The sequence below is a fragment of the Mesorhizobium maamorense genome, from assembly GCF_044998965.1.
GTDB lineage: Bacteria > Pseudomonadota > Alphaproteobacteria > Rhizobiales > Rhizobiaceae > Mesorhizobium.
In genome coordinates, this window is sequence record NZ_CP173356.1 from 5,880,046 (window position 1) to 5,905,269 (window position 25,224).

General features: G+C 65.3%; 26 protein-coding genes and 1 tRNA gene. 11 read left to right on the forward strand and 16 right to left on the reverse strand.

The window, feature by feature from the left end:
* From ACIU1A_RS29420 to ACIU1A_RS29435, 4 genes are read right to left on the reverse strand one after another with little or no spacing between them, the layout of a single operon-like run.
* The gene (locus ACIU1A_RS29420) at positions 1–594 is read right to left on the reverse strand and encodes a HupE/UreJ family protein (protein WP_404925926.1); all 594 of its coding nucleotides are present in this window, start codon (positions 592–594) and stop codon (positions 1–3) included.
* A gap of 51 nt (positions 595–645) precedes the next feature.
* Positions 646–900 carry a DUF1272 domain-containing protein gene (locus ACIU1A_RS29425; protein WP_140554594.1) on the reverse strand — a complete coding sequence of 85 codons (255 nt, stop codon included), beginning with the start codon at positions 898–900 and terminating at the stop codon, positions 646–648.
* Positions 901–910: 10 nt separating this feature from the next.
* Positions 911–1,213, reverse strand: a complete 303-nt coding sequence (locus ACIU1A_RS29430; RefSeq protein ID WP_140491311.1) for an urease subunit gamma — start codon at positions 1,211–1,213, stop codon at positions 911–913.
* Between the two features lie 28 nt (positions 1,214–1,241).
* Entirely contained in the window at positions 1,242–2,084 is an 843-nt protein-coding gene (locus ACIU1A_RS29435; RefSeq protein WP_140655347.1) for an urease accessory protein UreD, read from the reverse strand.
* A 202-nt stretch (positions 2,085–2,286) separates the two neighbouring features.
* Between ACIU1A_RS29435 and ACIU1A_RS29440 the strand changes: the two genes are divergently transcribed.
* The 3 genes from ACIU1A_RS29440 to ACIU1A_RS29450 all read left to right on the forward strand — a co-directional run bounded on the left by ACIU1A_RS29440 (position 2,287) and on the right by ACIU1A_RS29450 (position 4,651).
* Complete coding sequence (locus ACIU1A_RS29440) at positions 2,287–2,541, forward strand: acyl carrier protein (protein WP_140491308.1); 255 nt, start codon at positions 2,287–2,289, stop codon at positions 2,539–2,541.
* A 4-nt stretch (positions 2,542–2,545) separates the two neighbouring features.
* Positions 2,546–3,754: a beta-ketoacyl-[acyl-carrier-protein] synthase family protein gene (locus tag ACIU1A_RS29445; protein ID WP_404925927.1), complete on the forward strand. Its 1,209-nt coding sequence runs from the start codon at positions 2,546–2,548 to the stop codon at positions 3,752–3,754.
* A gap of 192 nt (positions 3,755–3,946) precedes the next feature.
* Complete coding sequence (locus ACIU1A_RS29450; protein ID WP_404925928.1) at positions 3,947–4,651, forward strand: glutathione S-transferase family protein; 705 nt, start codon at positions 3,947–3,949, stop codon at positions 4,649–4,651.
* A 52-nt stretch (positions 4,652–4,703) separates the two neighbouring features.
* Here the strand turns inward: ACIU1A_RS29450 and ACIU1A_RS29455 are convergent, their stop codons facing one another.
* The 3 genes from ACIU1A_RS29455 to ACIU1A_RS29465 form a co-directional block, all read right to left on the reverse strand.
* Entirely contained in the window at positions 4,704–5,021 is a 318-nt protein-coding gene (locus tag ACIU1A_RS29455; protein ID WP_404925929.1) for a hypothetical protein, read from the reverse strand.
* A gap of 94 nt (positions 5,022–5,115) precedes the next feature.
* Complete coding sequence (locus ACIU1A_RS29460) at positions 5,116–5,727, reverse strand: nucleoside triphosphate hydrolase (protein WP_404925930.1); 612 nt, start codon at positions 5,725–5,727, stop codon at positions 5,116–5,118.
* Positions 5,728–5,856: 129 nt separating this feature from the next.
* Positions 5,857–6,960 carry a hypothetical protein gene (locus ACIU1A_RS29465; protein ID WP_404925931.1) on the reverse strand — a complete coding sequence of 368 codons (1,104 nt, stop codon included), beginning with the start codon at positions 6,958–6,960 and terminating at the stop codon, positions 5,857–5,859.
* 209 nt (positions 6,961–7,169) lie between these two features.
* On the opposite strand from ACIU1A_RS29465, the gene ACIU1A_RS29470 reads away from it, so the two are divergent.
* From ACIU1A_RS29470 to ACIU1A_RS29480, 3 genes are all read left to right on the forward strand, one after another.
* Entirely contained in the window at positions 7,170–8,057 is an 888-nt protein-coding gene (locus ACIU1A_RS29470) for a D-alanyl-D-alanine carboxypeptidase family protein (RefSeq protein WP_404925932.1), read from the forward strand.
* Positions 8,058–8,815: 758 nt separating this feature from the next.
* Positions 8,816–9,739 (forward strand): DUF1003 domain-containing protein, encoded by a 924-nt coding sequence (locus ACIU1A_RS29475; RefSeq protein WP_404925933.1) that lies wholly within the window; start codon positions 8,816–8,818, stop codon positions 9,737–9,739.
* Between the two features lie 214 nt (positions 9,740–9,953).
* A tRNA-Arg gene (locus tag ACIU1A_RS29480) sits at positions 9,954–10,030 on the forward strand.
* A gap of 119 nt (positions 10,031–10,149) precedes the next feature.
* Here the strand turns inward: ACIU1A_RS29480 and ACIU1A_RS29485 are convergent.
* Positions 10,150–10,851 carry a haloacid dehalogenase type II gene (locus ACIU1A_RS29485; protein WP_404925934.1) on the reverse strand — a complete coding sequence of 234 codons (702 nt, stop codon included), beginning with the start codon at positions 10,849–10,851 and terminating at the stop codon, positions 10,150–10,152.
* A gap of 199 nt (positions 10,852–11,050) precedes the next feature.
* Positions 11,051–11,512: a cupin domain-containing protein gene (locus ACIU1A_RS29490; protein ID WP_404925935.1), complete on the reverse strand. Its 462-nt coding sequence runs from the start codon at positions 11,510–11,512 to the stop codon at positions 11,051–11,053.
* A 127-nt stretch (positions 11,513–11,639) separates the two neighbouring features.
* Here ACIU1A_RS29490 and ACIU1A_RS29495 point away from each other — a divergent pair, with 127 nt between their 5' ends.
* Positions 11,640–13,178: a winged helix-turn-helix domain-containing tetratricopeptide repeat protein gene (locus ACIU1A_RS29495; protein ID WP_404925936.1), complete on the forward strand. Its 1,539-nt coding sequence runs from the start codon at positions 11,640–11,642 to the stop codon at positions 13,176–13,178.
* A 66-nt stretch (positions 13,179–13,244) separates the two neighbouring features.
* On the opposite strand, the gene ACIU1A_RS29500 is transcribed toward ACIU1A_RS29495, so the two are convergent.
* From ACIU1A_RS29500 to ACIU1A_RS29520, 5 genes are all read right to left on the reverse strand, one after another.
* Entirely contained in the window at positions 13,245–14,045 is an 801-nt protein-coding gene (locus tag ACIU1A_RS29500) for a class I SAM-dependent methyltransferase (RefSeq protein ID WP_404925937.1), read from the reverse strand.
* A gap of 280 nt (positions 14,046–14,325) precedes the next feature.
* Positions 14,326–14,838 (reverse strand): RidA family protein, encoded by a 513-nt coding sequence (locus tag ACIU1A_RS29505; RefSeq protein ID WP_404925938.1) that lies wholly within the window; start codon positions 14,836–14,838, stop codon positions 14,326–14,328.
* An 89-nt stretch (positions 14,839–14,927) separates the two neighbouring features.
* Complete coding sequence (locus ACIU1A_RS29510; protein WP_140561729.1) at positions 14,928–15,341, reverse strand: cytochrome c; 414 nt, start codon at positions 15,339–15,341, stop codon at positions 14,928–14,930.
* A 49-nt stretch (positions 15,342–15,390) separates the two neighbouring features.
* A complete protein-coding gene (locus ACIU1A_RS29515) occupies positions 15,391–16,965 on the reverse strand; it encodes a flavin monoamine oxidase family protein (RefSeq protein WP_140517787.1) in 1,575 nt (524 codons plus the stop codon).
* Between the two features lie 374 nt (positions 16,966–17,339).
* Positions 17,340–18,434, reverse strand: a complete 1,095-nt coding sequence (locus ACIU1A_RS29520) for a LacI family DNA-binding transcriptional regulator (RefSeq protein WP_404925939.1) — start codon at positions 18,432–18,434, stop codon at positions 17,340–17,342.
* Between the two features lie 549 nt (positions 18,435–18,983).
* On the opposite strand from ACIU1A_RS29520, the gene ACIU1A_RS29525 reads away from it, so the two are divergent.
* The 4 genes from ACIU1A_RS29525 to ACIU1A_RS29540 all read left to right on the forward strand — a co-directional run bounded on the left by ACIU1A_RS29525 (position 18,984) and on the right by ACIU1A_RS29540 (position 23,395).
* Positions 18,984–19,946 (forward strand): sugar-binding protein, encoded by a 963-nt coding sequence (locus tag ACIU1A_RS29525; protein ID WP_140491278.1) that lies wholly within the window; start codon positions 18,984–18,986, stop codon positions 19,944–19,946.
* Between the two features lie 116 nt (positions 19,947–20,062).
* Positions 20,063–21,601: a sugar ABC transporter ATP-binding protein gene (locus ACIU1A_RS29530; protein ID WP_140517789.1), complete on the forward strand. Its 1,539-nt coding sequence runs from the start codon at positions 20,063–20,065 to the stop codon at positions 21,599–21,601.
* Positions 21,602–21,651: 50 nt separating this feature from the next.
* On the forward strand, positions 21,652–22,647 hold the full coding sequence (locus ACIU1A_RS29535; RefSeq protein WP_404928033.1) for an ABC transporter permease: 996 nt from the start codon (positions 21,652–21,654) through the stop codon (positions 22,645–22,647).
* A 229-nt stretch (positions 22,648–22,876) separates the two neighbouring features.
* Positions 22,877–23,395 carry a DUF2231 domain-containing protein gene (locus tag ACIU1A_RS29540; protein WP_404925940.1) on the forward strand — a complete coding sequence of 173 codons (519 nt, stop codon included), beginning with the start codon at positions 22,877–22,879 and terminating at the stop codon, positions 23,393–23,395.
* 56 nt (positions 23,396–23,451) lie between these two features.
* On the opposite strand, the gene phnN is transcribed toward ACIU1A_RS29540, so the two are convergent.
* Together phnN and ACIU1A_RS29550 are read right to left on the reverse strand one after the other, a co-directional pair.
* Positions 23,452–24,084, reverse strand: a complete 633-nt coding sequence (phnN, locus tag ACIU1A_RS29545) for a phosphonate metabolism protein/1,5-bisphosphokinase (PRPP-forming) PhnN (RefSeq protein ID WP_181167588.1) — start codon at positions 24,082–24,084, stop codon at positions 23,452–23,454.
* Entirely contained in the window at positions 24,081–25,220 is a 1,140-nt protein-coding gene (locus tag ACIU1A_RS29550) for an alpha-D-ribose 1-methylphosphonate 5-triphosphate diphosphatase (RefSeq protein WP_404925941.1), read from the reverse strand. Before ACIU1A_RS29550 ends, phnN begins: the two co-directional genes overlap by 4 nt.
* Positions 25,221–25,224 lie beyond the last annotated feature (4 nt).

Below are 25,224 nucleotides of genomic sequence, written 5' to 3' on the forward strand. Positions count from 1 at the left end.
TCACACGGCGCCGAGGACGAGGCCGAGCCCTATCGCCGTGCAGGCGGCACCAGCGGCCCGCACGAGCACGCGAAATCGCCTGCCGAGGCCAAGCCCGGCGGCGATGCCGGCGGCGTGCAGCAGCGCCGTGGCGACGGCAAAGCCGGCCATATATTCAAGCCCTGCGGCATTTTCCGGCACTTCGGTGCCATGGGCGTGGCCATGAAACAGCGCGAACGCGCCGATGATGGCGACGCCGGCCGTGACAGGAAGATCGACGGCCAGCGCCACGAATAATCCGAGCGCCACCACCGACGCCAATATGCCCGGCTCGACGAAGGGCAGCGGCACATGCAGCATGCCGAGCGCGCCACCGGCCAGCATGACGCCCACAAAGGCCGCCGGCCATGCCCACATGGCCTTGCCGCCTTTCTGTGCCGCCCACAGGCCGACCGCGACCATCACCGTCATGTGGTCGAGGCCGGAGAGCGGATGCATGAAGCCGGCCGCGAAGGAGGAGGTCGTGCCGGCCCCGACATGGGCGTAGGCGGGCATTGCGGCTGCCATGAGCAGAATCGCCGAGAGGGCTGTGCGTTTCATCTGTGCTGAGATCATCGGTGCGTCTTTCCTATCAGGATCGTCTTTCCTATCAGGGTCGTCTGGCGTTCACGCGGCCTCGCGCGGGCCACAGGCCTCGGCTTTGAGGACGCGCTTGGTCGAAGCGGGATATTTCTTCAGCATTGCCGCCGGACGGATCGGCCGTGCCGAAAAATTGCCGCCGCAATTGGGGCAGACGCCGCCGAGCACGTCTTCGACGCAATCGGCGCAGAAGGTGCATTCGAAGGTGCAGATCAACGCATCCGCCGCTTCCGGCGGCAGGTCCTTGTCGCAGCATTCGCAGTTCGGGCGCAGCTCAAGCATATCTGTCTCCTCACCGTATCGGCTCATGCACGGTCACCAGCTTGGTGCCGTCGGGGAATGTCGCCTCCACCTGCACGTCATGGATCATCTCGGCGATGCCTTCCATCACCTGGGCGCGGCTGACGACGTGGGCGCCGGCTTCCATCAGCTCGGCGACGGGACGGCCGTCGCGGGCGCCTTCGACGACGAAGTCGGTGATCAGCGCGATCGCCTCCGGATGATTGAGCCTGACCCCGCGCTCCAGACGCTTGCGCGCCACGACCGCCGCCATGGCTATCAGCAGCTTGTCCTTTTCCCTTGGCGTCAGGTTCATGCGTTTCCCTGAAATGATGCGGACACGATCACAGTGACCATATTTTGGGCAGTCCCGCCTTTCCGTTGAGCAAGCCGACGAGCGGAACCAGATGCTGGCGCAGCCGGTAGCCGTCGCCGGCATACAGCCTCGCAAGAAGCTTGCCAGATTCCTGCACGCTCCAGGTGCTGGCGCCGCCCTGGCCGCCGATGATCTCCCGAACCGGATCGAGAAGCGCTTCCGCCCGCGGCGAGATCAATAGCACCGTCGCCATGGCGACGGCGCCGCCGGCAATCGGTGGGCGCGCCAGGGTCGCGGCGATGTCGGGCCCGATGCGGAAATCCTCGGCATGGATGAGAGCCCCGCCCCGGCGGACGCGCCAGCGATCGTGAAAGCCGCCCTGGACCGCGCGTTCGCCCATAGCCGTCCGGCCGAAGACGGTGGCTTCCAGCACCAGCGCCTCGGCGCCGGCGGCAAGATCAAGGTCGAGCGTGCGGGCAAAGGCCGATCGGTCGAAAACGATGGTCTCCTGCGGCAGCCAGGCGACGCGGCCGTTTTCGCCGACCGTTAGCCGGACGCTGACTTCGGCCCGGTCGGAAGCGGCGCGATAGATTTTCTCGCAGGCCTGCGTCGTTATCGTGGCGCTGGCATGCGCGCCGACGTCGATCTCCCAGCCGAGGCGGTCGCCTCCGGTCAGCCCGCCCGCGGTGTTGATCAGCACGGCTTCCAGCGGGCCGCCGGAAACGGCCGGCATCCTTATCTTGGCGGAACCGTCCTGATAGAGGCGGCGCAGCCGTGTGCGGCCGTCTTGACTGGCGCAGGCGAGCTGCGCCAGTCCGGCCGCCCGCTGCGCCGGCGGGGCCGAAAATCCGGTATGTTCGATCGTATCCACGCCGTCAGGTTAAGCACCGCGGCGGTTTTGTCGATATATAGCTTGTTGCTTGATGGCGTTTCCGTTTCTATAGAGGGAGCCACCTTGGTACGCTCATGCGACGCCTGGCGGGGGTCCAAGGCGACGGTCGCGGCCTGATATCGAGGACAAAAAGGCGCTGTTCAGTTGGCGTCGGGAAACGACAAAGTGGGGAAGAAACCGAATGGCTGACCAACTGGCGACCGAAATCATCGAAAAGATCAAGGCTCATGCCGAGCCGGGCGGCGAGGAGATCACCACCAGCACCGAATTGACGGCGCTCGGCATCCATTCGCTGGAACTGACCGAGATCATCTTCGATCTCGAGGAGCAGTATGGCATCGAGATCGAGATGAACACGGTCGATGCCTGGAGCAACCTGAAGAATGTTGGCGACATGGTCGAGGCCGTTCGCGCGCTGATCGCGAAAAAAGCCTGACCGGATGCACAAGCGCGTCGTCATTACCGGCATCGGCGGTTTGTGCGGGCTTGGCACAGACGTGCCGGCGATCTGGACCGAGATGCGCGCCGGCCGCTCGGCGATCGGACCCATCGACAACCCGTTCCTGCACGATTTGAAGGTCAAGATCGGCTGCGAGATCAAGGCGCTGCCCGACCATGGCATCGAGCGCAAGCAGCTGGTGTCGATGGACCGTTTCAGCCTGTTGGCGGTGATCGCCGCCCGCGAAGCCTTACGGCAGTCCGGCTTGGCCGCCCATGCGGACAATACCTACCGCATGGGTGCCGTTATCGGCATCGGCGTCTGCGGCTTCGAGACGGTCGAGGAGAACTACCGCGCCATCCTGATCGAGGGCAAGAATCGCGCCGGCATCTTCACGGTGCCGAAGGTCATGCCGGGCGCCGCCGCCGGCCAGGTCAGCATGCATCTTGGCCTGCGTGGACCGGTGTTCGGCGTCACTTCGGCCTGCTCGTCGGCCAACCACGCCATCGCATCGGCGGTCGACCAGATCAGGCTCGGCCGCGCCGACGTCATGGTCGCCGGCGGCACCGAGGCGCCGCTGGTCTGGGGCGTGCTGAAGGGGTGGGAGGCGCTGCGCGTGCTGTCGCCCGATACCTGCCGGCCGTTTTCGGCCGATCGTCAGGGCCTGGTGCTCGGCGAAGGCGCCGGCATGGCGATTCTGGAAAGCTACGACCATGCGGTGGCGCGCGGCGCAAACATCCTCGCCGAAATCGTCGGCGCCGGCCTCTCGGCCGATGCCTCCGACATCGTTGCGCCGACCATAGAAGGGCCGGAAGCGGCGATGCGTTTCTGCCTGGCGGACGCCGGGCTGAATCCCGAGGACATCGATTACCTCAATGCGCACGGCACCGGCACCAAGGCCAATGACCAGATCGAGACCGCCGCGATCAAGCGCGTCTTCGGCGAGCACGCGCGCTCGCTTTCCGTCTCCTCGACCAAGTCGATGCATGCCCATTGCCTTGGCGCCTCGGGCGGGCTGGAGATGATCGCCTGCGTCATGGCGATTCGCGAGGGCGTGGTGCCGCCCACGGCGAATTTCCGCGAGGCCGACCCCGATTGCGATCTCGACGTGACGCCGAACGTCGCGCGCGAGCGCAAGGTGCGCGCCGCCATCAGCAACGGCTTCGCCTTTGGCGGCACCAATGCGGTGCTGGCCTTCAAGGCGATCTGATCCCGGCGATCATGTTCTGCCCGGCAGGTCAATCTGCCGGCTCCCGATGCCGGCATCATTCGATTTGTTGACTGGGCGTGCACGGCCAAACGCCTGACGCCGCATTGATCATCCCTGGGCCTGCGCCTAATTCTTTGCCGATCTCACCCAGACCGCGCCGCTCGGTGCGAAATCCCCGCCCAGGAGTTCTCGATGGCCGACCTGTCCGCCTTTCCAATCACCGCCCGCTGGCCGGCCAGGCATCCGGACCGGATCCAGCTCTATTCGGCGACGACCCCGAACGGGGTGAAGATATCGATCGCCCTGGAAGAGATCGGCCTGGCCTACGAGCCGCACTATGTGGACATCGGCAAAAACGAAAGCTGGACGCCGGAATTCCTGTCGCTCAATCCCAACGGCAAGATACCGGCGATCATCGATCCGAACGGTCCCGACCGCAAGCCGATCGGCCTGTTCGAGTCCGGCGCCATCCTGCTCTACCTCGCCGACAAGACCGGCCTGCTCGTCCCGGCGGACGCGGCGCGGCGCTACGAGACGATCCAGTGGGTGTTCTTCCAGATGGCGGCCGTCGGCCCGATCTTCGGCCAGGTCGGCTTTTTCCACAAATTCGCCGGCCGTGAGATCGCCGACAAGCGGCCGCTGGAGCGCTACCGCGATGAGTCGCGCCGCCTGCTCGGCGTTCTCGACGGCAGGCTGAAGGGCCGCCGATGGATCATGGACAATGACTACACCATCGCCGACATCTCGCTCATCGGCTGGGTGCGCAATCTGATCGGCTTCTATGAAGCGCGCGACCTCGTCGGCTTTGATGATTTCGCGCATGTGGCGGCATGGCTGGAGCGCGGCCTGGCTCGGCCGGCGGTGCAGAAGGGCCTGACAATCCCGGCAAAGGGCTGAAGCGGCCCGGCCGCCCTGGCGGGATATCGTAGCCTTGGCCGACTCGGCTGGGCTATTTCGCCTTGGCTTTCGGGCCGCCCTTGCCCATCACGGAAGCCGCCAGCGAAGCGGCGCCGCGTGCCGTCGCCACCATCGCGCCGGCCGCGACGCTTGCCACGGTGCGGACGGCGCCGGATTTCTCTGGCGCCGGCTTGCGCGCGCTGGCCGGCTTTGCGGCCGCGGCCGCGACCTTCCGAGGCGCGGCCTTGCCGAAGCTGGGCTTGGCGTCCTTCGAACGTTCGGCGATCGCCGGACCAGCGCCGGCTTTCGCCTGCGTCGTCTTTGTCGTCCTGGTCTTGGCGGTCGCGGGTTTTCTTGCCTTGGTTGCCATTGGAAAATCCCCTTACGCAGGACAATCAGTTCCCGGTCATAACGGTGCGAAACCCCTTAAGGTTCCCGTCGAAAAATACCGACAATTAAGCAGGTTAACCAATCACCAGGTCGGCCGCCCGGCGCCGCGCCAGCACGCGTTCGATGTTGGGCATGTCGTTGGAGGCGATCCAGGCGCGCGCATCCTCCTCGGAGCGGCCATGTTCGTGCCAGCGCTCCATCAGCCGGCGCTCGAGCTCGTTGCGCGGCACCTCGACGAAGATCGAGAAATCGAACAGCGGCGCCAGTCGCGACCATGGCTCCTCGTCGAGCAGCAGATAATTGCCCTCGACCAGGATGAATTTGGTCTCCGCGCCGATGATCGCCGCGGCCGCGCGCGACAGTTCCATGCCGCGGTCGAACACCGGGATGGCGATGTCGGGCTCGCCGGCCCGGATGCGCTTCAGAAGCGCCTCGAAGCCACCGAAGTCGAACGTATCCGGCGCGCCCTTTCGCGCGCGTAGCCCGCGCTGGTTGAGAACGACGTCGTCATAGTGGAAGCCGTCCATCGGCACGACCTCGACGGCGCCTTCCGGCAGCAGATCGTGCAGGCTCGCCGACAATGTCGACTTGCCGGCTCCCGGCGGTCCGGCAATGGCGACGATGAAGCGCTTAGCCTTGCCGGCGCGCTTGAAGATGGTGGCGGCGAGATGGGCGATTTCGGACATGGCAGCCTCGCTTGCCCCTGATGGTTGGCGCGACCGTTATTCTGGCGGCACTCGTCGGAAATTTCAAACCGGCATTTTGGGTAAGGGGCCGTGTCAAATGTCAAAAGCCGGCGTTCGAAGCCAATCCGCTCAGCCAGCCGCGGCCTGCCCGACGCGCAGGAAATCGCTATCGAACGGAACCTCCCGCACCGAGCCTCCGCCCGCCAGCCGCATGCGGCCCTCCGCCGTGGTGACCTCTTGCGGCGGCTCGCCGCCCGCCAGCGGCAGTGCGCCGATGACATGGCGGAAGGAGATGCTGGGGCCTTCGCCGAGTGCGAACGCCGTCGCCACGCCTTCGCGCGTCAGCCAGTTGTCGCCGATCGAGGCGGCGTGGCCTATCGCCGTGCGCCCGTCCTCTATGCCGAGCACGCCCAGATGCCGTCCGCTCCACGGCGCGTAGTCGCGGCCGCCATTGCTGAACCACAGCATGGTGACCGGCAGCTCCGCCGGGTTCTTCAGCACCAGAACCAGATCGTCCTCGGCCCGGCGCGCCAGGGCCGTCCAGCCCGGCCCGCCATGGTCGGCCTCGACCAGCGTGACAAAATCCTCGCGCCGGTCGTCCATGCGGTAATCCGTCAGGTCGAGCGTGCCGCCGCCGGCGGCGGGAAAATGGCCGAGATCGCTGGTGCGTCCGGGATAGGCGAGCAGGAAGCGGCCGCGCTTGGGATCGGGCTCCAGCGGATCGGCGGGCGAGGCCGCGAAGCGTTTTGGCGAAAAGGCGAGCCGGCCGCCATCCGTCATCGCCGTCATCGGATGATGGGCGACGGAGATCGCGCCGTGGCTGCCGGAAAACACATGTTCCTGATAGAGGAAGGCATGGCCGTCGCGCAGCGTCAGGATCTTGTCGACGGTCGCGCCCATGACCTTGCGGCGCAGCCGGAAAACGGCTCGCCAGCCGCCGTCCACGGCGCTGCTTTCGGTGACGTCCCAGGCGCTGTTGGCCGGCCAGCCATGCAGCGGTGCTTCCTCGACGTCGCTGCGCGAAAACGGCGCGCACAGGAAATCGCCGGACAGCCGCACCGTGCCCTCGGGCAAGTCGGCCGGCAGCGTCTCGCGTGGCGCGCCGACCCAAGGTGCGCGGTGCAGCGGCCGCAGCCGGCGACCGCCATCCTCGACAACCATGTCGGCGATATGGCCTACCGTGGTGTCCAGCGAAACCGAAATGCCGCGTGCCTTGAGGTTGACCGTATCCATAGCGCTCTCATCGAATCCGAAGGCGCAACAAGAACCGTTCGCCACCGGTTGCGCAAGCGCCGCGACCGGCATTTTGCATCATCCTTGGAACGCAAGCTTGCGAAAGCAGACAAAGCTGGGGCTACCGCTATTAACCAAATGGACGCAGCTGGCGGGTTACGTTAGCTTCGCCGCATCTCAGCAACAGCCTGACCCGAACAGACTTGCCCTTGTCCAACCAGCGTCGCCTTCCGCTCGTCCAGAGACTTTTCGTCGCCCTTGGCCTGTTGCTGATGGCTGCGGGCTGCTCGACCACGACACCGCCGGACTCTGTGCTCGCCGTGCCGGCGCCGCCGCAGAAATACGCGGCCATCGTCGTCGATATCAGAAGCGGAAAGCAGCTGTTCGAGGTCAATTCGAGGGCCCAGCGCTATCCGGCCTCGCTGACCAAGATGATGACGCTCTACCTCCTGTTCGAGGCGATGGAGAGCGGCCGCGTCTCCAAGGAAACGCAGATCCCGGTCTCCGACCACGCCGCCTCGCAGCCGCCGACCAAGATGCGCTTCCGGCGCGGGGAAACGATCGACGTCGATTCCGCCATCCGCGCCATCGTCGTCAAGTCGGCCAATGACGTGGCGGCGGCGGTGGGCGAATATCTCGGCGGCTCGGAGGACGAGTTCGCCGCCATGATGACGTCCAAGGCGCGCCAGCTTGGCATGACCAGCACCATTTTCCGCAACGCCTCGGGCCTGCCCGACGACGGCCAGGTCACCAGCGCGCGCGACATGGCGGTGCTCGGCATGGCGCTGCACCAGCGCTTCCCCCAGCATTTCCACTATTTTTCCGAAAGCGACTTCATGTTCCGCGGCCGGCTGGTGCGCGGCCATAACGACATGCTCGGCCGCGTGCGCGGCGTGAACGGCATCAAGACCGGCTATATCAGGGCTTCCGGCTTCAACATCGTCACCTCCTACGAAGCCGACGGCCGCCAGCTGATCGTGGTGGTGATGGGCGCCGACAGCGCCCGCCAGCGCAACGACCATGTCGAGGCGCTGATCCAGCGCAATTTGTCGCCGGCCGACGCCCCGACCAGGGTGATGTACGCCGAACAGCAGTGAGCGGGCGAACTGCGGGGCTGCCTCGCTTCGGACCAGCTTGCTCAACTATCGAAGTCGGTGCCGCCCCTCATCGCCCTGCCGGGCACTTCTCCCCGTATAGTGACGGGGAGAAGGGGCTGGCCGCAACCTCGGCACCCTTTTGCAGCGTTGGTGATTGGCGAAACCGGCGATAACAGCCCCTCTCTCCCCGTTCTACGGGGAGAGATGTCCGGCAGGACAGTGAGGGCGGCGCAGTCGCTCGAAAGCGGGCGATGGCGTCGACTTGACCCGATAGGAATTTTTTCTTGACAGGGTGAAGGCAACTATGCTACTGTTCACGCTATGGTGCTGATTTGCGCCGGCCACCCGCCGCAAGGCGGGTTTTTGTTGCCGTCGCCAGGGCACCGGCCAATCACTTCGTCATCGACGGGCGGACCAAGGAGCTTAGCGACGCGGCGCGAGGATCCATGCCGCGACTCGGCAAGGGCCGCAACGGTTCGCAATTCTGCTCCACCGCGGCCAATGTCACGGAATGGATCCAGGCTCCGCGACGGAGCTTCGCCCCCGTTAGGTTTCCCCAGGGGTTGATGGCGATTTCATAGGGCCGCCGCGAACCTCGAATGTCTCTCTAACAGGCGAGCCCCGAAAGGCGGCCCGCTGCCCCCTTCCTGTCACGCAATCGTCCGCAAGGCGTGGCATAGGCATGCCAATTCGCCGCGATGCTGGCTAAGCATCGCCGCATCGGTCTATCGTCTTCCACCACAGCAGGAGCCCGCATCATGAGCACCGTTCCCAAGGCGTCCGAGCAGCAGGCGGCGGACAATGACAGCGGCGGCGAATATTTCGAGGCGCCGACCGCCGGGGAGGACCTGCACGGGGTTTCGGACGAGCATTTCGACACGCCGGAGGTGCCGGACTCAGAGCCGGCCTTGCCCGGCGCTTCGCGGGCCAAGCCCAAGAAAAGACCGTCGGCGATCTCGGGCCGCAAATTCCGCAAGCGCGACCTGGTGCGTATCGACGATCTGCGCCCGAGCCTGGCCGACCGCATCCGCTCCGACCATCCGGACCTGCCGCATGGCGCCCGCATCAGCCGCGAGGAGCTCGGCCGCTACCGCATGCGCTACATGGAGGAGCTGCTCCAGCAGGAGCACGGCGAATTCTCCGAGCTCGACCGCCAGGTGGTGGAATCGATCGCCAGGCAGGACACGATTTCGGAAAACTCGGAAGAGGAGTTCGAGGAGCACCGCTCGTTTGCCGACCGCGTCTCCGACAACATGGCGGCCTTCGGCGGCAGCTGGTGGTTCCTGATCTCGTTCGCCAGCGTGCTCCTGGTGTGGATCGCCATCAACCTGTTCGAGGGCTTGAACCGCGCCTTCGATCCCTATCCCTTCATCCTGCTCAACCTGCTGCTCTCCTGCATCGCCGCCATCCAGGCGCCCATCATCATGATGAGCCAGAAGCGCCAGGAGGTGAAAGACCGCCTGCGCTCCTTCAACGACTACCGCGTCAACCTCAAGGCCGAGCTCGAAGTGCGCCATTTGCACGAAAAACTGGATTACCTCATCTCGCGCCAATGGACGCGCCTGGCCGAGATGCAGCAGATGCAGCTCGACGCCATGCACGAGCTGACCGGCGCGAAGAAAGCCAAGCGCGCGGCAAGAGGCGTGAGGAGGCGAGCGGTGCGGGGTGAGGCGGGCGGGTGAGGGGTGTTGGGTTCCTCGCCCCCGGGGGAGAGGTGGCTCGGCGAAGCCGAGACGGAGAGGGGGAGCGCCGTACGCAACAGGCTCCCGCCTACGAGGGCCACCCGAACCCTGAGACGCCGCGCAATCTCCAATTGCCCGTTGAAGCCCGCGCCAGCTTCCGCTAAGAAGCCGTGACTTGCCGGTTCACCCGGTTCGTTTTCCGGCCCGCCGGGAAGCACCCGTAGCTCAGCTGGATAGAGCGCTGCCCTCCGAAGGCAGAGGTCACAGGTTCGAATCCTGTCGGGTGCGCCAGTTCCGACGGGTCCGTTCTGGACACATAGGTTACGGTTTATACCGGAGACATGGGTAACACTTTTGGCCCGAAGGGGCTTTGGAGTGGTTCGAGCTTGCGCGCCCATCCCTCCGATATCCTAAACCCACCCAGCTCTCTCAAAAAACCCCGGCACATCGTCCAGCCCGTGCGCCACCGCGTCGGGCTCATAGTCCGCCGGCGGCTTTCGTCCCGTCCCGCGATCGACCCATATCGCGCGAAAGTGCAGGTCGCGCGCGGCGGTCAGGTCGAGGTGCGGGCTGGCGCAGATGTGGACCAGCTCGTCCCTGGTCACGCCAAGGGTGCGCCAGGCGTGTTCGAAGATCTGCCGCGACGGCTTGTAGGCCTGCGCCTGTTGCGCGGTGATGACCCGGTCGATGGCGCCGCCCAGCTGCGCGACATTGCCGGCGATGATGGCGTCGTCGGTGTTGGAGATGATCGCCAGCTTGAAGCCGGCTTGCTTCAGCTTTTGCAGCGTCGCGACGACCTCCGGGAAGGGCGGCATGCGGCCGATCGAGGATGTCAGCAGTTCGGCGTCGCCGGCTTCCGCTTCCAGCGAAAAATCCCGCATCGCCAGCTGCAGCGCCTTGGCCGTCACCTCGGCGAAGGAGAGGTGCGGCCTGGTATGCTCGAGCTGGTGTTCGTGCCGGTCGTAGACCGGGATGAATGTCTGCGCCTCGATCCTGCGGCCCTTGCGCGACAGGATCGTCTCCATCGCGGCCATCAGCCCTTCATCCCATTGGATCAGCGTGCCGTAGCAGTCGAAAGTAAGCCAAGTCGGGCGCGGTCCGCCAAGTGCCATTCGGGTATCCCCTGCGAAAGACGTCGGAATCCCGAGGGAGATTAGACCACTGCTCGCTTTTATCCAGATGCAGGGTTCCCCGCGTTGGAGGGCCACCTCTCGGCCGTGGAGATCATCTTCGCTGTGTCCGGACATCGCAGCCACCGGAGGTCACAGTTGCGCCGGAGGCAGGCCAACTACCCCTGTCGACCAACTGCGCCTATGCACTCGTCGTCAACGTAGAAATCTGGTCGGTGTCGTAGCGGTTCCGCAGTTCGGCAAGCGCGTTCGGATCCGGGGAGCCCTTTGCGGCGAGCCTCGCAAGGTCTTCGAAATAGTGCTCATGCCCGGGCGGCGAGACGGTCATCAGCACGCGGGCCGGTTTTTCGCCGACATTGGTGATGTTGTGCCGCACGCCGGGCGGAATGAACAGGAAGGTGCCCGGGGTCGCCCGGATCACCTCCGCCCCGACGTGCCAGACACATTCGCCGTCAAGCACATAGAAGGTTTCTTCCTGCACGCGATGGACATGCAGGCCGGTGGCGAAGCCGGCCGGTATGGTCCAGTCGAACATGCTCGTGTGTCTGGTATCCTCGCCGGTGACGAGAAACACCATCGGCTGGCCACCCAGCATGACCCCCTTGTTCTCGTCGGGCATCCGGATGACAGGGGCGGCGCTCATTTGATCCTCCATCGGTTCGCTGCTTTTTCCCGCAGCCACCGGCACAGAATGCCTCTACCCGGCCGGCCAGTCGTGAAGCCGTTGCGAAATCATTGCGAAAAGATTGCAAACGGTATCTCCTTCGGGAATGGCAACAAGCCTGGCCTTTGGCCCCTTTCGCATCGACGGCGAAGCCGGGATCCTGTTCCACGGCGACCAGCCGACGCCGCTCGGCCAACGGGCCGTCGCGCTGCTGGCGCTGCTTGTCGAACGCACGGGCAAGCCGGTTCCCAAGCAGGCGCTAATCGACGCCGCATGGCCGGGGCAAGCGATCGAGGACAGCAATCTGACGGTGCAGATCGCGGCGGCCAGGCGCATGCTGGAGAGCGCGGCCGGCGGCGGAAGCTGGATCGAGACGCTGCCGCGGCACGGCTATCGTTATGTCGGCCCCGAGGTCGCGATCGGTGGTCTGGGCCCCGAGGCGGCAACGCTGACATGGCCCGGCAAGCCTTCGCTCGCGGTCCTGCCGTTCTCGAACCTCAGCGGTGATCCCGAACAGGATTATTTCGCCGACGGCATCGTCGACGACATCATCACCGGCCTGGCGCGCATCAACTGGCTGTTCGTCATCGCCCGCAACTCCTCCTTCACCTACAAGGGGCGCGCGGTGGACGTGAAGCAGGTCGGCCGCGAGCTCGGCGTCCACTATGTGCTCGAAGGCAGCGTGCGCAGGGCCGGCGGCAGCGTGCGCGTCACCGGCCAGATGATCGACACCTCGACCGGCGCCCACATATGGGCCGAGCGCTTCGACCGCGCCTCCGCCGATATTTTCGCGCTGCAGGACGAGATCGCGCTGGCGGCCGTCGGCGCGATCGCGCCCAGCCTGCGGCGTGTCGAAATCGAGAGGGTGAGGCGCAAGCGCCCCAACAGTCTCGATGCCTACGACCTCGTGCTGCGCGCCCAGCCGGACGTGGATTCCGGCATGCCCGAGCGGGTGGCGCAGGCGCTCGTGCTGCTCGAACGCGCCATCGAACTCGAGCCGACCTATGCGCTTGCCCATGGCAACGCCGCCATGTGCCACCATTGCCTGTTCCTTCGCGCCGGCCTGCAGGAAGCCGATCGCGAGGCTTCGGTACGCCACGCCCGCCTGGCCATCCTGCACGGGCAGGACGACGCCTCGGCGCTTACCCTTGCGGGGTTTTCGATCGGCATGGATGGACATGACCGCAAGGCTGCCTTCACCGCCCTGGAAGCCGCGCTCGCCGTCAGCCCGTCATCCGCCCTGACCTACATTCTGGGCAGCGTCATCCTTGGCTGGAGCGGCGAAGCGGAGCAGGCCATCGCGTGGAGCGAGCGCGGGATGCGGCTCAGCCCCTTCGACCCATGGGCTTTCGCCGCCTTCGACGCCCAGGCGATGAGCCACCTGCTGCGCGGCCGCTATGACGAGGCCTGCCGTGCCGCATACAGGTCGGTGCAGGCCAATCCTGCCCACAGCATCACCTATGTGCAACTGGCCGCCGCCTTGGCCAAGCTCGGCCGGCTGGACGAGGCCATGGCGGCAGCGGCGCGGGTGCGTGAGCTGCATCCGACGTTTCGCTACGGTCGGCAGTTCGCCGCCGTACATTGCGCCCCGGCGCTGGCGCAATGCCTCGGCGAGGCGCTGCAGGCCGCCGGTTTGCCGCAATAGTGCCGGTGCGTCTTCATGGAGGCCGGCCTGGGCGGAAGATGGCGGTTGGCGGTTCTTCGGCGCCCCTTACCGCACCACGCCCCTGCAGGCCCAGGCCACATTCGCGAACGACCGCGGCCCATCCGGCCGGCCGGCCTCATAGGCTTCGCGGACGGCAGCCTCGCTGCGCGTCCGCTCGGCTGGATCGAGCGTCATCATGTATTTGCCGAGCGGACCTTCGCCGGCCGCTATCGGCGCCCAATAGTCGTCGAAGTCCCGGTAGTCCATGCGGATCATCAGCTCGGTTTCGGTCACATCGGCCAGGTCCTGCTCGACAAAAGTCCGCTTCATTTCGCCCGGCTGCATCATCGGCTGGAAGCAATAGCGGCTGCGCATCTGGCGTCCGCCTTCGCTGAGCGCGGCCACCGTGTCGATCATCATGCGCATGCCAGGCATGCCGCCGAGATGGTCCCACACCACGGCCGCCACCACGCCGCGCGGCCGCACCACGCGGCGCATCTCGCCCACCGCCTTGCCGGCCTCCGGCACGAAGTGGAGCACGAGCAGCGCCAGCGCGCGGTCGAAATTGTCGTCGGCGAACGGCAAGGCGGTGGCGTCGGCTTGCTGGATTTCGATGCGCGGGTCGGTGTTGCGCCGCTTCGCCGCCTCGACGAAGACGGGCGAAAAGTCGATTGCCGCGATCGCCGCGAGGTCGGCGGATTTGGCCAGCTCGAATGTCAGGCTGCCGGTGCCGCAGCCGACGTCGAGGATCTTTTCGCCGCGGGCAAGCCCGGCGAAGTCGATGAATTTGGGCGCGAGCTTGCGGCTCCAGCGGCCCATGAGCTGCTCATATCCGCTGGCGTCATGAACGGTGAAACTTGATGTCATCTCGCTCTCCCTGCGCTGAAGAGGCGAGGCTAGGGCAATTCCGGGAAAGGTGTGAGGCGGTTTTCCGTCCGCGGTCGCGCAACCTGCATTCGACGAATGGCTAGTGCCTGGGCGTGGGCTCCGCGCGGTTTAGCCCTCACTGGCGGGTCAACATCGCCCAGCTCCGCCTTTCGGTGGGTGCCTGAAGGTCACTTCAACCGTACGATTCCCGGCCCGCCGGATCCGCGCCTCGCCAGCCCGTTCGGCATCCTGGCGCAACGGGCTGGCCGAACGCCCGGCTTCAGGGCCGCACGGCGGTCACCTCGATTTCGACCAGGAAGCCGGGACCGGCAAGGCCCGCGACCTGCACCACCGAACGCGTCGGCAGGTTCGGCTGGTCCTTGGTGCCGAAAAACTTCGTGTAGCCTTTCATGAAACCGGCGAAATCCATCTTGCCGCCCTTGGCGGAATCGCCGACCAGGAAGACCTGCATCTTGACGACGTCGCCCATCTTCAGGCCGAGATCGGCCAGCGTCTTGTCGATCGACTTCAGCACCGAGCCGGTCTGGGCCTCGGTGTCGCCATAGGCGGCGATCGTCGCCTTGTCGGCCTTCTCGTCGATGACCGACGGCACGGCGCCGCTGAGATAGACCGTGGTCTTACCGGCCGGCACCTCGACGGCGCGCAGGATCGGAAAATCCGAATTCGGAATCTTGTGGCGAACGACGTCGTCGGCCACGGCCGCGCCGGCCGCCAGCATTCCCGCTGCCAGCACGGCGGCCCCAATCCATGATTTCCCGATCGATGGTTTCATGACCCGTTTCCTTCCATTCGAGAGGGCGGCGAGCGCCAAAATGCCCGCCGCGCGGTTTGCGTTGCCGCATGTGCGGGCGACATCCGCAATCAGCGGACATCCTTCACGTCTTGCGCCGTCACGGCATCCTTGTAGTCGTTGCCGAAATGCGTCCTGACATAGTTGACCACGGCAGCGACCTGGTCGTCGCTCATCATCTGCCCCACCGGCGGCATGCCGTTTTGCCCGTGCAGGACGAGGCTTACCGGATAGCCGCCGGTCTCCAGGTTCTTGTTCTTGGCCAGCGCCGGATAGTGGCCGGCGCCGACCGCGCCTTGCCCCTTGTCCAGGTGGCAGGCGGCGCAGACATTGGCATAGAGCGCCGCGCCGTCCTTTTCGGTGAAATTATCGCCCTGGCTGAACGTGACGCCGGCCGAATCGGCGAACGCGCCGGGGGCCGTGAACGCCATGGCGACGGCCATGGCGGCGATGAGACCGCAGGGTCTTTTGAAGGAGCTGCTCATGATGGGATGCCTCGCGGGATACGGGGTGAACGAAGGAATCGGCATGGCCTCATCCCTGCATGACGCGCTGATGCAGGCGGGTGATGGCGTTGAGCGAGGACAGGATCGCGCCCTCCTGCCAGGCGGGAATGTAGGAGGCATGCTCGCCGGCCAGCACGATGCGGCCGTCGATCTGGCACAGATTGTCGTAATGCTCCTTGCGCGCCTCTTCGGTCCAGTCGCCCGCGCAGCCAAGGGTGAAGGGCGAGCGGTGCCATGCCCAGGAAACGCCGGTCTCGAACTCCTGTTTGTATTGCGGGTGGAGCTGCGCGCCGTATTCCACCGCCTTCTGCACGCGCTCCTGCGGGGTCATGGCGGTGAATTCGTAGGAGTTCGGTCCGTTCCATGTGTAGCAGCCGAGCAGCACGCCCTTGCCGCCGGCGTTGAAGCCGGTGCTGGGGTAGGAGATCTGCGAAATGGGCAAGTTGGTGTAGCTGACGCCGCCGAAGATCGATTCGTCCTCCTCCCAGAAACGGCGCTTCATCTGCAGGCCGACCTTGACCGAGGACGCATAGGGCACCGCCCCGATCGCCGCCTGCATGGCGCCGCCGACCTGGATTTCGATCTGGCTGAGGATGGTGAGCGGAATGGTGCACACGCACCAGTCGGCGCTGGCTTCCTGGGCGGTTCCGGGGTTTTTCGCGTCCTCATAGGTCACCGTCACGCCCTTGTCGTTCTGGGCGATCTTGGTGACCTTGGCATTGTAGGTGATGAGGTCGCCGACCTGCTTGGCGAAGGCTTCGCCGATCCTGCCCATGCCGCCGACCGGCTGGAACATGGTGGTCTGGAATTCGTAGAGCGAGAAGTTGGCGAGGCTGCCCCACAGGCGCGAATTCAGCACGTCGGACGCGCCGATGATCTGACCCGCCACCGGCTCGGCGCCGATGCCGCCGCCCGGCTCCTTCTCGTAGCCGCGGAATTCGGCGGTCGCGAGGCTGGATTTGTAGCTGTAGTCCTTGTCCAGCGCGCCCCAGGACTGCAGCGCCTCGAGCAGCACCTCCTGGTCCTCCTTGGAGACGAGCCCTTCCAACTGGCCCTTCTTGGCCACCTTGGCCAGCAGCTCCGAAGTGTGGCCCTTGAAGTCGGTCTCGATCTCGCGCACCCGCTTGGGCTTGCCGCCGAAGGCCTCCGTCGAGTGCAGCAGGGCGTTGTGGTTGGTCTGCTGGAACGGCTCCAGCGTCACCCCGAGCCTCCGGCAATAGGCCAACAGCCCGTTGTGATGGTAAGGGATGCGCCAGGGGCCGGGATTGAGGTAGAGCCCCTCGTCGAACTCGCATTTCTGCGTGTAGCCGCCGAGTTCGGTGACGGTGTCGCCGCCGCGTATCGTCCAGTTGCGGCCGCCGGCGCGGGCATTGTATTCGAGGATCTTCACCTTGTAGCCGGCCTGGCGCAGTTCCAGCGCCGCCAGCATGCCGGCAAGGCCGGCGCCCAGGACGAGCACCGAAGCGCCTTTCGGGTCGCCTTCGAGCTTGATCGGTCCCTTGTAATCGGACTCTGCCGCCAGCCCCATGCTGGTCATGGCCTGGTACATTGCGGCGCTGCCCGCCGTAATGCCGATCATTTTGAGAAGGTCGCGCCGGCGCATGCCGGCAAGGGATTGTTCGAGCTGCATGTTCGTCTCCTCGATCAGCGGCACGCCGCGATCCGCCGCCTGTTGCCCCCGCAAGCTCGAGGCGAGCCCCGGTGGACGACGCAAGGCTATGCCTGCAACCCAATCTGTTCAACCAACACGCCGCGCTTGGAACAAATGTCCTCGAATCTTGGCGCAATAGGGCTCTCGCGGCGTCGCTGGCCGGCATTTTTCACGCCTTCGCGGCCTCGGGGCCGGCGGCCAGACCGCTTGCTGTGCCAATTGAAAGGGCACGCCTGGCTGCCCCGGCAGCGGGAAAGTCCGTGGCCGGCCGGCGCTCGCGGCGCCGGTTTTCATCGCCCAAATGCTTGCCTTGTCGGCCGGGTCGGTCAGCCTGCCACGGCCCGCACGCTCTCCCTCTCCACCAGCGGACATTCCAGCTTGGTGATGGGATAGCGCGCCCGTCCCACCATCGCCGGCGCCTCGAGCTGTTCGATCGCCCATTGGCCCATCGCCATATGCGGCAGGATCGAGGTGGTCAGCGGCGGGAACAGATGCCTGGCGATTTCCTCGTCGTCGTAGCCGACCACTGAGATGTCTTGCGGGATGTGCAGGCCGGCTTCCTTCAGCGCTTCGTAGCAGCCGATCGCAGTGCGGTCGTTCTGGCAGAAGATGGCGGTCGGGCGGTCCTTCAGCGCCAGGAGCTTGACGGTCGCGGCATAGCCGGCACTTGCCGACCAGTCGCCCTCGACCACCAGTTCGGGATCGAAGGGGATGTCGGCGGTGGCAAGCGCGCGGCGGTAGCCCTTCAGGCGGTCCTGTGCCGCCTGCATCCAGAGCTCGCCGGTGATGGTGGCGATGCGGCGGTGGCCATGGCTGATCAGGTGCCGGGTGGAGTTCTGGCCGCCGGCGATCTCGGAGGGCACCACGGCGGGGAAGGCATAATCCGACGTGTAGCAGTTGAGCAGGATCACCGGGATGTCGAGGCTGTAGAGGAAGTCGGGCGCCGTGATCTCGCGGGTGAAGATGGTCATGTAGATCAGCGCCGAAATGCCCCGCCTGGTCAGCGCCTCTATGGCGCGCGGCTCCATCACGGCGTCGCCCATGGTCTGCGCCACCAGAAGCACGTTGCCGGCGTTCCACGAGGCCTGGCGCGCGCCCTCGATGGCGACGACGGCTTCCGGGCTGGTGGCGAGCTGGTCGACGGCGAAGCCGATCACCCCGTCCAGCCCGTCGAAGGCGGTGGCCGGCGCCTTCAGCGCCGAAAAGGCCGGCGCACTGTAGCCCAGCGCGCGCGCCGCCTCGATCACCCGCTCGCGCGTCTGTCGCGACAGTTTTATGCCAGGCGAATTGTTGAGCACGAAGGAAACAGTCGCCTGCGAGCAGCCGGCGGCGCGCGCAATGTCGGTCATGGTGACCCGGCCCTTGGGCTTCACCGGCGCCTTGCGGCGCCTTGCCGTCGCGATATCGGTGGTCTCGCTCATGCTGTTCGTGTTCCCCGGCCTGTCCGGCCTGCCCGGCGACCATCAAGGCCGCGCCGGTTTATAGAAATATCGGCTGACTTATATCTATTAGCCGGCGACCGGTCTACTGGCTAAGGGGCTCGGGCAGCTTAAAATCACAGCATATGAGCCGATTATCCCTTTTGCGCCAAACCCTTGCGTTCTCGGCAAAGCCAACGGCGTTACCGCCGGCGCGGTCGCCATCGAACGCAACTAATATCGTTTACTAATACGAAAATGCGCTGTAACGTCGGTCCGTCGCGTCCGTTTTCCCTGGGGCGCGGTGCATGCGAATGGCCCGATGGCAAGCGGATAGTACCCCGCGAGCCTTGTCGCGGACATGTGATATGTCAGACAAATCGGACTATTTACGAACGGGGGATGAGTCTCTAGAGTCCGTCGCCGTGGCTGGAACGACGCCCTCTTCAGTGCCGGGAACCCTTGAGGAGGAGGGCGTCCAAGCCGCGAACGGCAAATCAGACAAGTGCAGGATCGGCCGGTCCGACGACCGGCCAAAACGGGAGGTTGAACATGAAATCCTTGATACGCAATGCATCCGTGGCCACCGCGGCGCTGCTGCTCGGCCTGACGGCGAGCACGATCGCGCGCGCCGACGACAAGCCGACGCTGGCCTTCGTCGTCAACGGCGCTTCCGACTTCTGGAAGGCGGCCGAAGCCGGCGTCAAGAAGGCGCAGGGCGAACTGCCCGACTACAATCTCGAGCTGAAATATCCCGAGCAGTCCTCGGTCGCCATCCAGCAGCGGCTGATGGACGATCTGGTCACCGCCGGCGTCAAGGGCATCATGGTTTCGGCCGTCGATCCCAAGACCTCTACCGACGGGCTGAACAAGATCGCCTCGGAAACGGCGCTGTTCACCACCGACAGCGACGCTCCGCAGACCAAGCGCGTCGCCTATATCGGCTCGTCCAATGTCGACGCCGGCAAGCAGGCGGCCGAAATCGCCAAGAAGGCGATGCCGGACGGCGGCAAGTGCCTCGGCTTCGTCGGCCTGCTCGGCGCCGACAATGCCAAGGAGCGCATCCAGGGCATGAAGGATGGCCTGGCCGGCACCAAGATCGAGCTCGTCGACGTGCGCGGCGACGACATCGACCAGGCCCGCGCCAAGAAGAACGTCGAGGACGCGCTCGTCGCCAGCCCCGACGTCACCTGCATGGTCGGCTTCTACTCCTACAATACGCCGCGCATCTATGAAGCGCTGCGCGATGCCGGCAAGCTCGGCTCGATCACCGTCGTCGGCTTCGACGACGATCCGATCACCCTGGGCGGCGTCAAGGAAGGCACCATTGCCGCCACCGTCGTGCAGCAGCCCTTCGAGTGGGCCTATCAGGGCATGAAGCTGATGGCATCCTATCTCAAGGGCGACAAGTCGGGCATCCCGGCCGACGGCCTCATCATCATCCCGACCAAGATTATCGGCAAGGATGACGTCGACGCCTACGCCGCCAATCTGAAGGCGATGGCTGGAAACTAAGACCGAAGGCAGAGCAGCCGGCTCAACGTCGCTTGGGCCGGCTGCTCTCGCATTGACGAACCCTTCGAGGCCAGTCAGTCTGCCAAGAGGTCGGCCCGCCAACGCTGTCAGGCATGATGAATTATTCCGACACATCCATCGCCGCGACCACCCCGTTCCTCAGTCTCGAGAACGTGCGCAAGACCTATCCGGGCGTCGTCGCGCTCGACGGCTTCTCGATGGAGGTCAGGCCGGGCGAGGTCATCGGTCTCGTCGGCGAGAACGGCGCCGGCAAATCCACCTTGATGAAGATCCTCGGCGGCGTGACGCGGCCGGACAGCGGCACCGTCACCGTCGACGGCACCGCCCATGACGGCCTGAGCGTCGAGGGCAGCCTTGGCTCCGGCATCGCCTTCGTCCACCAGGAACTCAACCTCTTCGAGAATCTCGACGTCGCAGCCAACATCTTCTTCGGCCGCGAACCGCTGCGCGCCGGGCCGCTCAGGCTCGTCGACCGCGCCAGGCTGCGCGCCATGGTGGCGCCGCTCCTGAAGCGCGTCGGCGCCAATTTCTCCGCCGACACGCCTGTCGCCGAACTTTCGCTCGCCCAGCAACAGATGGTCGAGATCGCCAAGGCGCTGTCGATCAAGGCAAGGCTGGTCATCCTCGACGAACCGACATCGAGCCTGCCGATCGCCGAGACCGACAAATTGCTCGACGTCATCAAGGCGCTGAAGGCGGACGGCATCAGCGTCATCTTCATTTCGCATCGCCTGCACGAGGTCGAGCGCGTCGCCGACCGCGTCATCGTGCTGCGCGACGGCATGCTGGCCGGCACCTTGCCCAAGCGCGACATCAACCACGACCAGATGGTCAAGCTGATGATCGGCCGCATGCTGAAGGAGCGCGAGAAGGCTTCCGAGGCGGCCCGCGCCCCCGGCGCCGTCGCCCTGTCGGCCAAGGCCATCCGCACCCCGACCTATCCCGGCCGCCCGGTAGATCTCGACGTCAGGCGCGGTGAAATCCTCGGCCTTGCCGGCCTTGTCGGTTCCGGCCGCACCGAGCTGGCGCGGGTGTTCTTCGGCATTGAAAGCAGCCTCGGCGGCACGCTCGAGCTCGCCGGCAAGCCGCTCTCCCTGGGCTCGGCGGCCGATGCCGTCGCGCACGGCATCTTCCTGGTGCCGGAGGACCGCAAGCTGACCGGTATCCTGCTCGACCTTTCGATCGCCCAGAACATTTCGCTGCCCAACCTGCCGGCGCATGCCAAGCGCTCCTTGGTGTCGACCAGCGCCGAAACGGCAACCGCCGAGAAGCAGAAAAAAGATCTCGGCATCAAGGCGCCCTCGGTGCAGACGCGCACCGGCACGCTGTCGGGCGGCAACCAGCAGAAGGTCGTGCTGGCCAAATGGCTGGCGATGAACCCCAAGGTGATGATCCTCGACGAGCCGACGCGCGGCATCGACATCGGCGCCAAGGCGGAGATCTACGGGCTGATGCGTGCGCTGGCCGACGCCGGCGTCGCCGTGCTGATGATCTCCAGCGACATGGAGGAGGTGATCGGCGTGTCCGACCGCATCGCCGTCATGCATGAGGGCCAGATCTCGGGCATTCTGGACAAGGACCAGTTCAGCCAGGAAAACGTGCTGCTGCTGGCGGTAGGCAAGCAGCCGAAATAATTCTGCCGCCGCGCCGCGGAAGCGCTCGGGCCGGCATTGGGGAGAAGATGATGAGCAAGAAAGATCTCGGCCTGCTGATCCTGATCCTGGTGGTCGGCGCCATCGTCGCCATCATCAATCCGCGCTTCCTGCTGCCGATCAACCTCGCCAACACCTCGAACCTGATCGGGCTGTTCGGCATCCTGTCGATCGGCCAGGCCTTCGTAATCATCACCGGCGGCATCGAATTGTCGGTCGGCTCGCTGGTGGCGCTGCTGGGAACGCTGTTCATCGACTTCATCGCCGTGCGCGGCATGGAATGGCCGCTGGCTTTCGTACTCATCCTGGTGCTCGGTGCCATCATCGGCCTGGCGCATGGCTGGCTGATCACGCGGCTCAAATTGCAGCCCTTCGTGGTGACCTTGTGCGGCCTTTTGATCTATCGCGGTGTCGCCCGCTTCTACACCGCCGACGGCACCGCCGGCTTCGCCTTCGGCCAGAATTTCCCGGAGCTCGAATTCTTGACCGCCGGCCGCTCCTGGGGCGTGCCGAACTCCTTCTTCGCCCTGATCGTCATCGCCATCGTCATGTGGGTGGTGCTGCACCGCTCGGTGTTCGGCCGCTATCTCTACGCCATCGGCAAGAACGAGGAGGCGGCGAAATATTCCGGCATCCGTACCGGGCGTGTCGTCATGGCCGCCTACGTCATCTGCGGCGTGCTGACGGCGCTGTCGGCGATCTATTTCGCCATGTACACGCGCTCCATCTCGCCGGCCAGCCACGGCCAGTTCTACGAGCTTTACGCCATTGCCGCGGCCGTGCTCGGCGGCTTCTCGCTGCGCGGCGGCGAGGGCTCGCTGATCGGCGTCATCCTCGGCACCGTGCTGCTGCAGGAGCTGCAGAACCTCGTCAATCTGCTCGGCATCCCGTCCTCGCTCAATTTCGCGGTGATGGGCGGTGTCATCCTCATCGGCGTGCTGATCGACCAGCAATGGGGCGTGTTCCGCACGCGGCGGCGCATGGTCGACGCCAGCCGCAAGAGCATCGCCGGCGCAGCGGCGGAATAGTCAGGGGCAAAAAGCCGCCATCCGCCGTGGCCGTCGAAAGATAACGCCGCTCTATCTCGCCGGCCCGCAATTCCGCTCGATCTATTGTCAGCCGTATCTGTGCGGCCCCAAGTGACTTGAGTGCAAAGGGGGACGGCGTCGCGAAAACGATCTTGCGAGCTTCCATCCGGATTGGAACGAAACCCTTGTCTGGGCGTTGTTCAAAGCTTTTCTATTCGGAGGCATTGTCATGGCCGCCAATCCGCTAAGCACCGCCAAGGTGGGAGGTCATCCCATCCATCCGATGCTCATTCCCTTTCCTGTTGCGTTCCTTGTCGGCGCGTTTCTCACCGATCTGATGTTCTGGGGGACTGCCGACGCCTTTTGGGCACGCGCGTCGATGTGGCTGATTGGAGCAGCCATCGTCATGGCTCTCCTGGCGGCGATTGCCGGCTTTATCGATTTCCTGAGCGAGCCGCGCATCCGCGCCCTGACGGACGCCTGGTACCACATGGTCGGCAATTTGACCGCCGTCGTTCTGGCGCTGATCAATTTCTATCTTCGCTACAGCCAAGGCGCCGAAGCGGCAGTTCGCCTATGGGGAGTGCTGCTTTCATTGATCGTTGTCTGCATCCTGCTGTTTACCGGCTGGAAAGGCTGGGAAATGGTGTACCGCCATCACGTCGCGGTTCTGGACGCGCCGACACAACCTTCGGCAACGCCGTCGGCCGGCACGCGTCGTGCCGATCACGACCGGCACGCGGCATAGAACGAAGGCGCATTCGATATTCAGGTCAGGCGGGCGCCACCTGACCATCAACACCTTTAGTCGATCAGCCCCGACATGTCGGAGAATGCCATCGCCTTGCGCAGCACCTCGGCAAAGCGCTCGCCTGCCGCTTCGCGCGAACCGCTATTGTCGATTGAGGTGACGCCGGGTCCGGAGAGCGTCACAGGGGCGCTTCGCGCCAGGCGTGCCAGAACCTCCCCGCGCGACTCGCGGCCACGCATCGCCAGCCGCCCGGCCAGCACATCGGGCGAAGCGGTGATCTCGACGACGGCCAGGTTGGCATAGCGCTCCCGCAAGGCAGGGATGATCGCGCGCGATACATTGGCGACAGCGACATGGCCGTTGGCCACTGCCCAATCGACCTCGGCCGGCAGGCCGTAGCGCAGGCCGTGCGCTTCCCAGGAAACGGCGAAGGCGCCGTCGGCTTCGGCCTCGATGAAGGCGGCATCGGCCAGCGTGTCGTGATCCTCGCTTGCCGTGTCGCTCGGTCTGGTGATGACGCGGCGCACGAATTCCAGCCGCGTCTCGTCGGCGAAGAGCGCCTTGGCATGGCCGATGATCGTATCCTTGCCGGCGCCGCTCGGGCCCACCACGGCAACAAAGACGCCGTCGCGTATCGGAAACGCCTCGGCCGACAGTTCACGCTCGATCAACGCCGACACCATCATGCGACCCGCCGCCCTTGCCGCCAGACCGTGCGCACCACCGGAACGTGGTCGTCGAGGCGCACGCGCACCAGGTCGGCCCGGCGGCCCTCTTCGATGACACCGCGATCGGAAAGACCGACGGCCTCAGCCGGGTTCTTGGATACCATTGCCACCGCCTGCGGCAGGGAAATGCTATCGACGACGTCGCCGAGAAAGAAGGCGGACTGGATCAGGCTGAAGGGGATGTAGTCGGACGACAATATGTCGAGCAGGCCGTCGCTGGCCAGCGTGCGCGCCGAGACATTGCCCGAATGCGAGGCGCCGCGCATGACATTGGGCGCGCCCATCAGCACGCCGAGCCCGGCATCCTTCGAAGCTCTGGCGGCCTCCTCGGTGGTCGGGAATTCGGCAACGCGCACGCCTTGCTCGATGGCTTCGTCGACATGGCCCGTCGTCGCATCGTCATGGCTCGCAAGCACGATGCCGCGCTCGTGGCAGGCGGCGGCGATGAAGACGCGGTTCGGGGCCGAATTCCGGGCCGATTCGCCCATCCGCTTCTCGCAGAATTTCTGGAAATCGTGATCGGTCAGCTTCAGCTTGCGCTGATAGTAGTAGGCGTAGGTTTCGAGGTTGACGAACTGGCGCTGGCCTGGCGCATGGTCCATCAGCGAGGCGAGCTTCACCCGTTCGTCCGTCTCGAAATTGGCGAAGGCCCTGGGGCAATCCGGCGCCGAGACCTCGCAGCGCAGATGGATGAAATGATCGGCCCGCAACCGATCCATCCGCACGCTGTCCTCGATCGCATCGGCGAGCTTGCGGATGTCGGCGGCGTTGAGATCGGCATCCTCGTCCATGCCGACACGCAAGGCATCGAGCACGGTGGTAATGCCTGCCGTCGCCACTTGCGCGTCATGGGCGAGCACGGCGGCAATCGGGTTCCACCGCACCTTCGGCCGCGGCGCATAATGGCCTTCGAGATGATCGGTGTGCAGCTCGACCAGCCCCGGAATGATGAAATCGCCAGCCATGTCCTCGCCGGCTCGGACGGCGCCGGCGGATATGTCGGCGATCAGACCGTCACGCATCACGAGCGAGCCGTCGATGATCTCGTCGGCAAGAACGATGCGGGCGTTGCTCAGAATGGTCTCGGCGGTCATTTCA

Coding starts and splice junctions, on each gene's coding strand:
- ACIU1A_RS29455 (WP_404925929.1), bottom strand. CDS start 5,021: ATGGCAACCAAGGCAAGAAAACCCGCGACCGCCAAGACCAGGACGACA.
- ACIU1A_RS29420 (WP_404925926.1), bottom strand. CDS start 594: ATGATCTCAGCACAGATGAAACGCACAGCCCTCTCGGCGATTCTGCTC.
- ACIU1A_RS29505 (WP_404925938.1), bottom strand. CDS start 14,838: ATGAAACCATCGATCGGGAAATCATGGATTGGGGCCGCCGTGCTGGCA.
- ACIU1A_RS29510 (WP_140561729.1), bottom strand. CDS start 15,341: ATGAGCAGCTCCTTCAAAAGACCCTGCGGTCTCATCGCCGCCATGGCC.
- ACIU1A_RS29445 (WP_404925927.1), top strand. CDS start 2,546: ATGCACAAGCGCGTCGTCATTACCGGCATCGGCGGTTTGTGCGGGCTT.
- ACIU1A_RS29520 (WP_404925939.1), bottom strand. CDS start 18,434: ATGAGCGAGACCACCGATATCGCGACGGCAAGGCGCCGCAAGGCGCCG.
- ACIU1A_RS29500 (WP_404925937.1), bottom strand. CDS start 14,045: ATGACATCAAGTTTCACCGTTCATGACGCCAGCGGATATGAGCAGCTC.
- ACIU1A_RS29540 (WP_404925940.1), top strand. CDS start 22,877: ATGGCCGCCAATCCGCTAAGCACCGCCAAGGTGGGAGGTCATCCCATC.
- ACIU1A_RS29490 (WP_404925935.1), bottom strand. CDS start 11,512: ATGAGCGCCGCCCCTGTCATCCGGATGCCCGACGAGAACAAGGGGGTC.
- ACIU1A_RS29485 (WP_404925934.1), bottom strand. CDS start 10,851: ATGGCACTTGGCGGACCGCGCCCGACTTGGCTTACTTTCGACTGCTAC.
- ACIU1A_RS29425 (WP_140554594.1), bottom strand. CDS start 900: ATGCTTGAGCTGCGCCCGAACTGCGAATGCTGCGACAAGGACCTGCCG.
- ACIU1A_RS29515 (WP_140517787.1), bottom strand. CDS start 16,965: ATGCGCCGGCGCGACCTTCTCAAAATGATCGGCATTACGGCGGGCAGC.
- ACIU1A_RS29430 (WP_140491311.1), bottom strand. CDS start 1,213: ATGAACCTGACGCCAAGGGAAAAGGACAAGCTGCTGATAGCCATGGCG.
- ACIU1A_RS29475 (WP_404925933.1), top strand. CDS start 8,816: ATGAGCACCGTTCCCAAGGCGTCCGAGCAGCAGGCGGCGGACAATGAC.
- ACIU1A_RS29550 (WP_404925941.1), bottom strand. CDS start 25,220: ATGACCGCCGAGACCATTCTGAGCAACGCCCGCATCGTTCTTGCCGAC.
- ACIU1A_RS29525 (WP_140491278.1), top strand. CDS start 18,984: ATGAAATCCTTGATACGCAATGCATCCGTGGCCACCGCGGCGCTGCTG.
- ACIU1A_RS29530 (WP_140517789.1), top strand. CDS start 20,063: ATGAATTATTCCGACACATCCATCGCCGCGACCACCCCGTTCCTCAGT.
- ACIU1A_RS29460 (WP_404925930.1), bottom strand. CDS start 5,727: ATGTCCGAAATCGCCCATCTCGCCGCCACCATCTTCAAGCGCGCCGGC.
- phnN (WP_181167588.1), bottom strand. CDS start 24,084: ATGATGGTGTCGGCGTTGATCGAGCGTGAACTGTCGGCCGAGGCGTTT.
- ACIU1A_RS29535 (WP_404928033.1), top strand. CDS start 21,652: ATGAGCAAGAAAGATCTCGGCCTGCTGATCCTGATCCTGGTGGTCGGC.
- ACIU1A_RS29495 (WP_404925936.1), top strand. CDS start 11,640: ATGGCAACAAGCCTGGCCTTTGGCCCCTTTCGCATCGACGGCGAAGCC.
- ACIU1A_RS29440 (WP_140491308.1), top strand. CDS start 2,287: ATGGCTGACCAACTGGCGACCGAAATCATCGAAAAGATCAAGGCTCAT.
- ACIU1A_RS29450 (WP_404925928.1), top strand. CDS start 3,947: ATGGCCGACCTGTCCGCCTTTCCAATCACCGCCCGCTGGCCGGCCAGG.
- ACIU1A_RS29465 (WP_404925931.1), bottom strand. CDS start 6,960: ATGGATACGGTCAACCTCAAGGCACGCGGCATTTCGGTTTCGCTGGAC.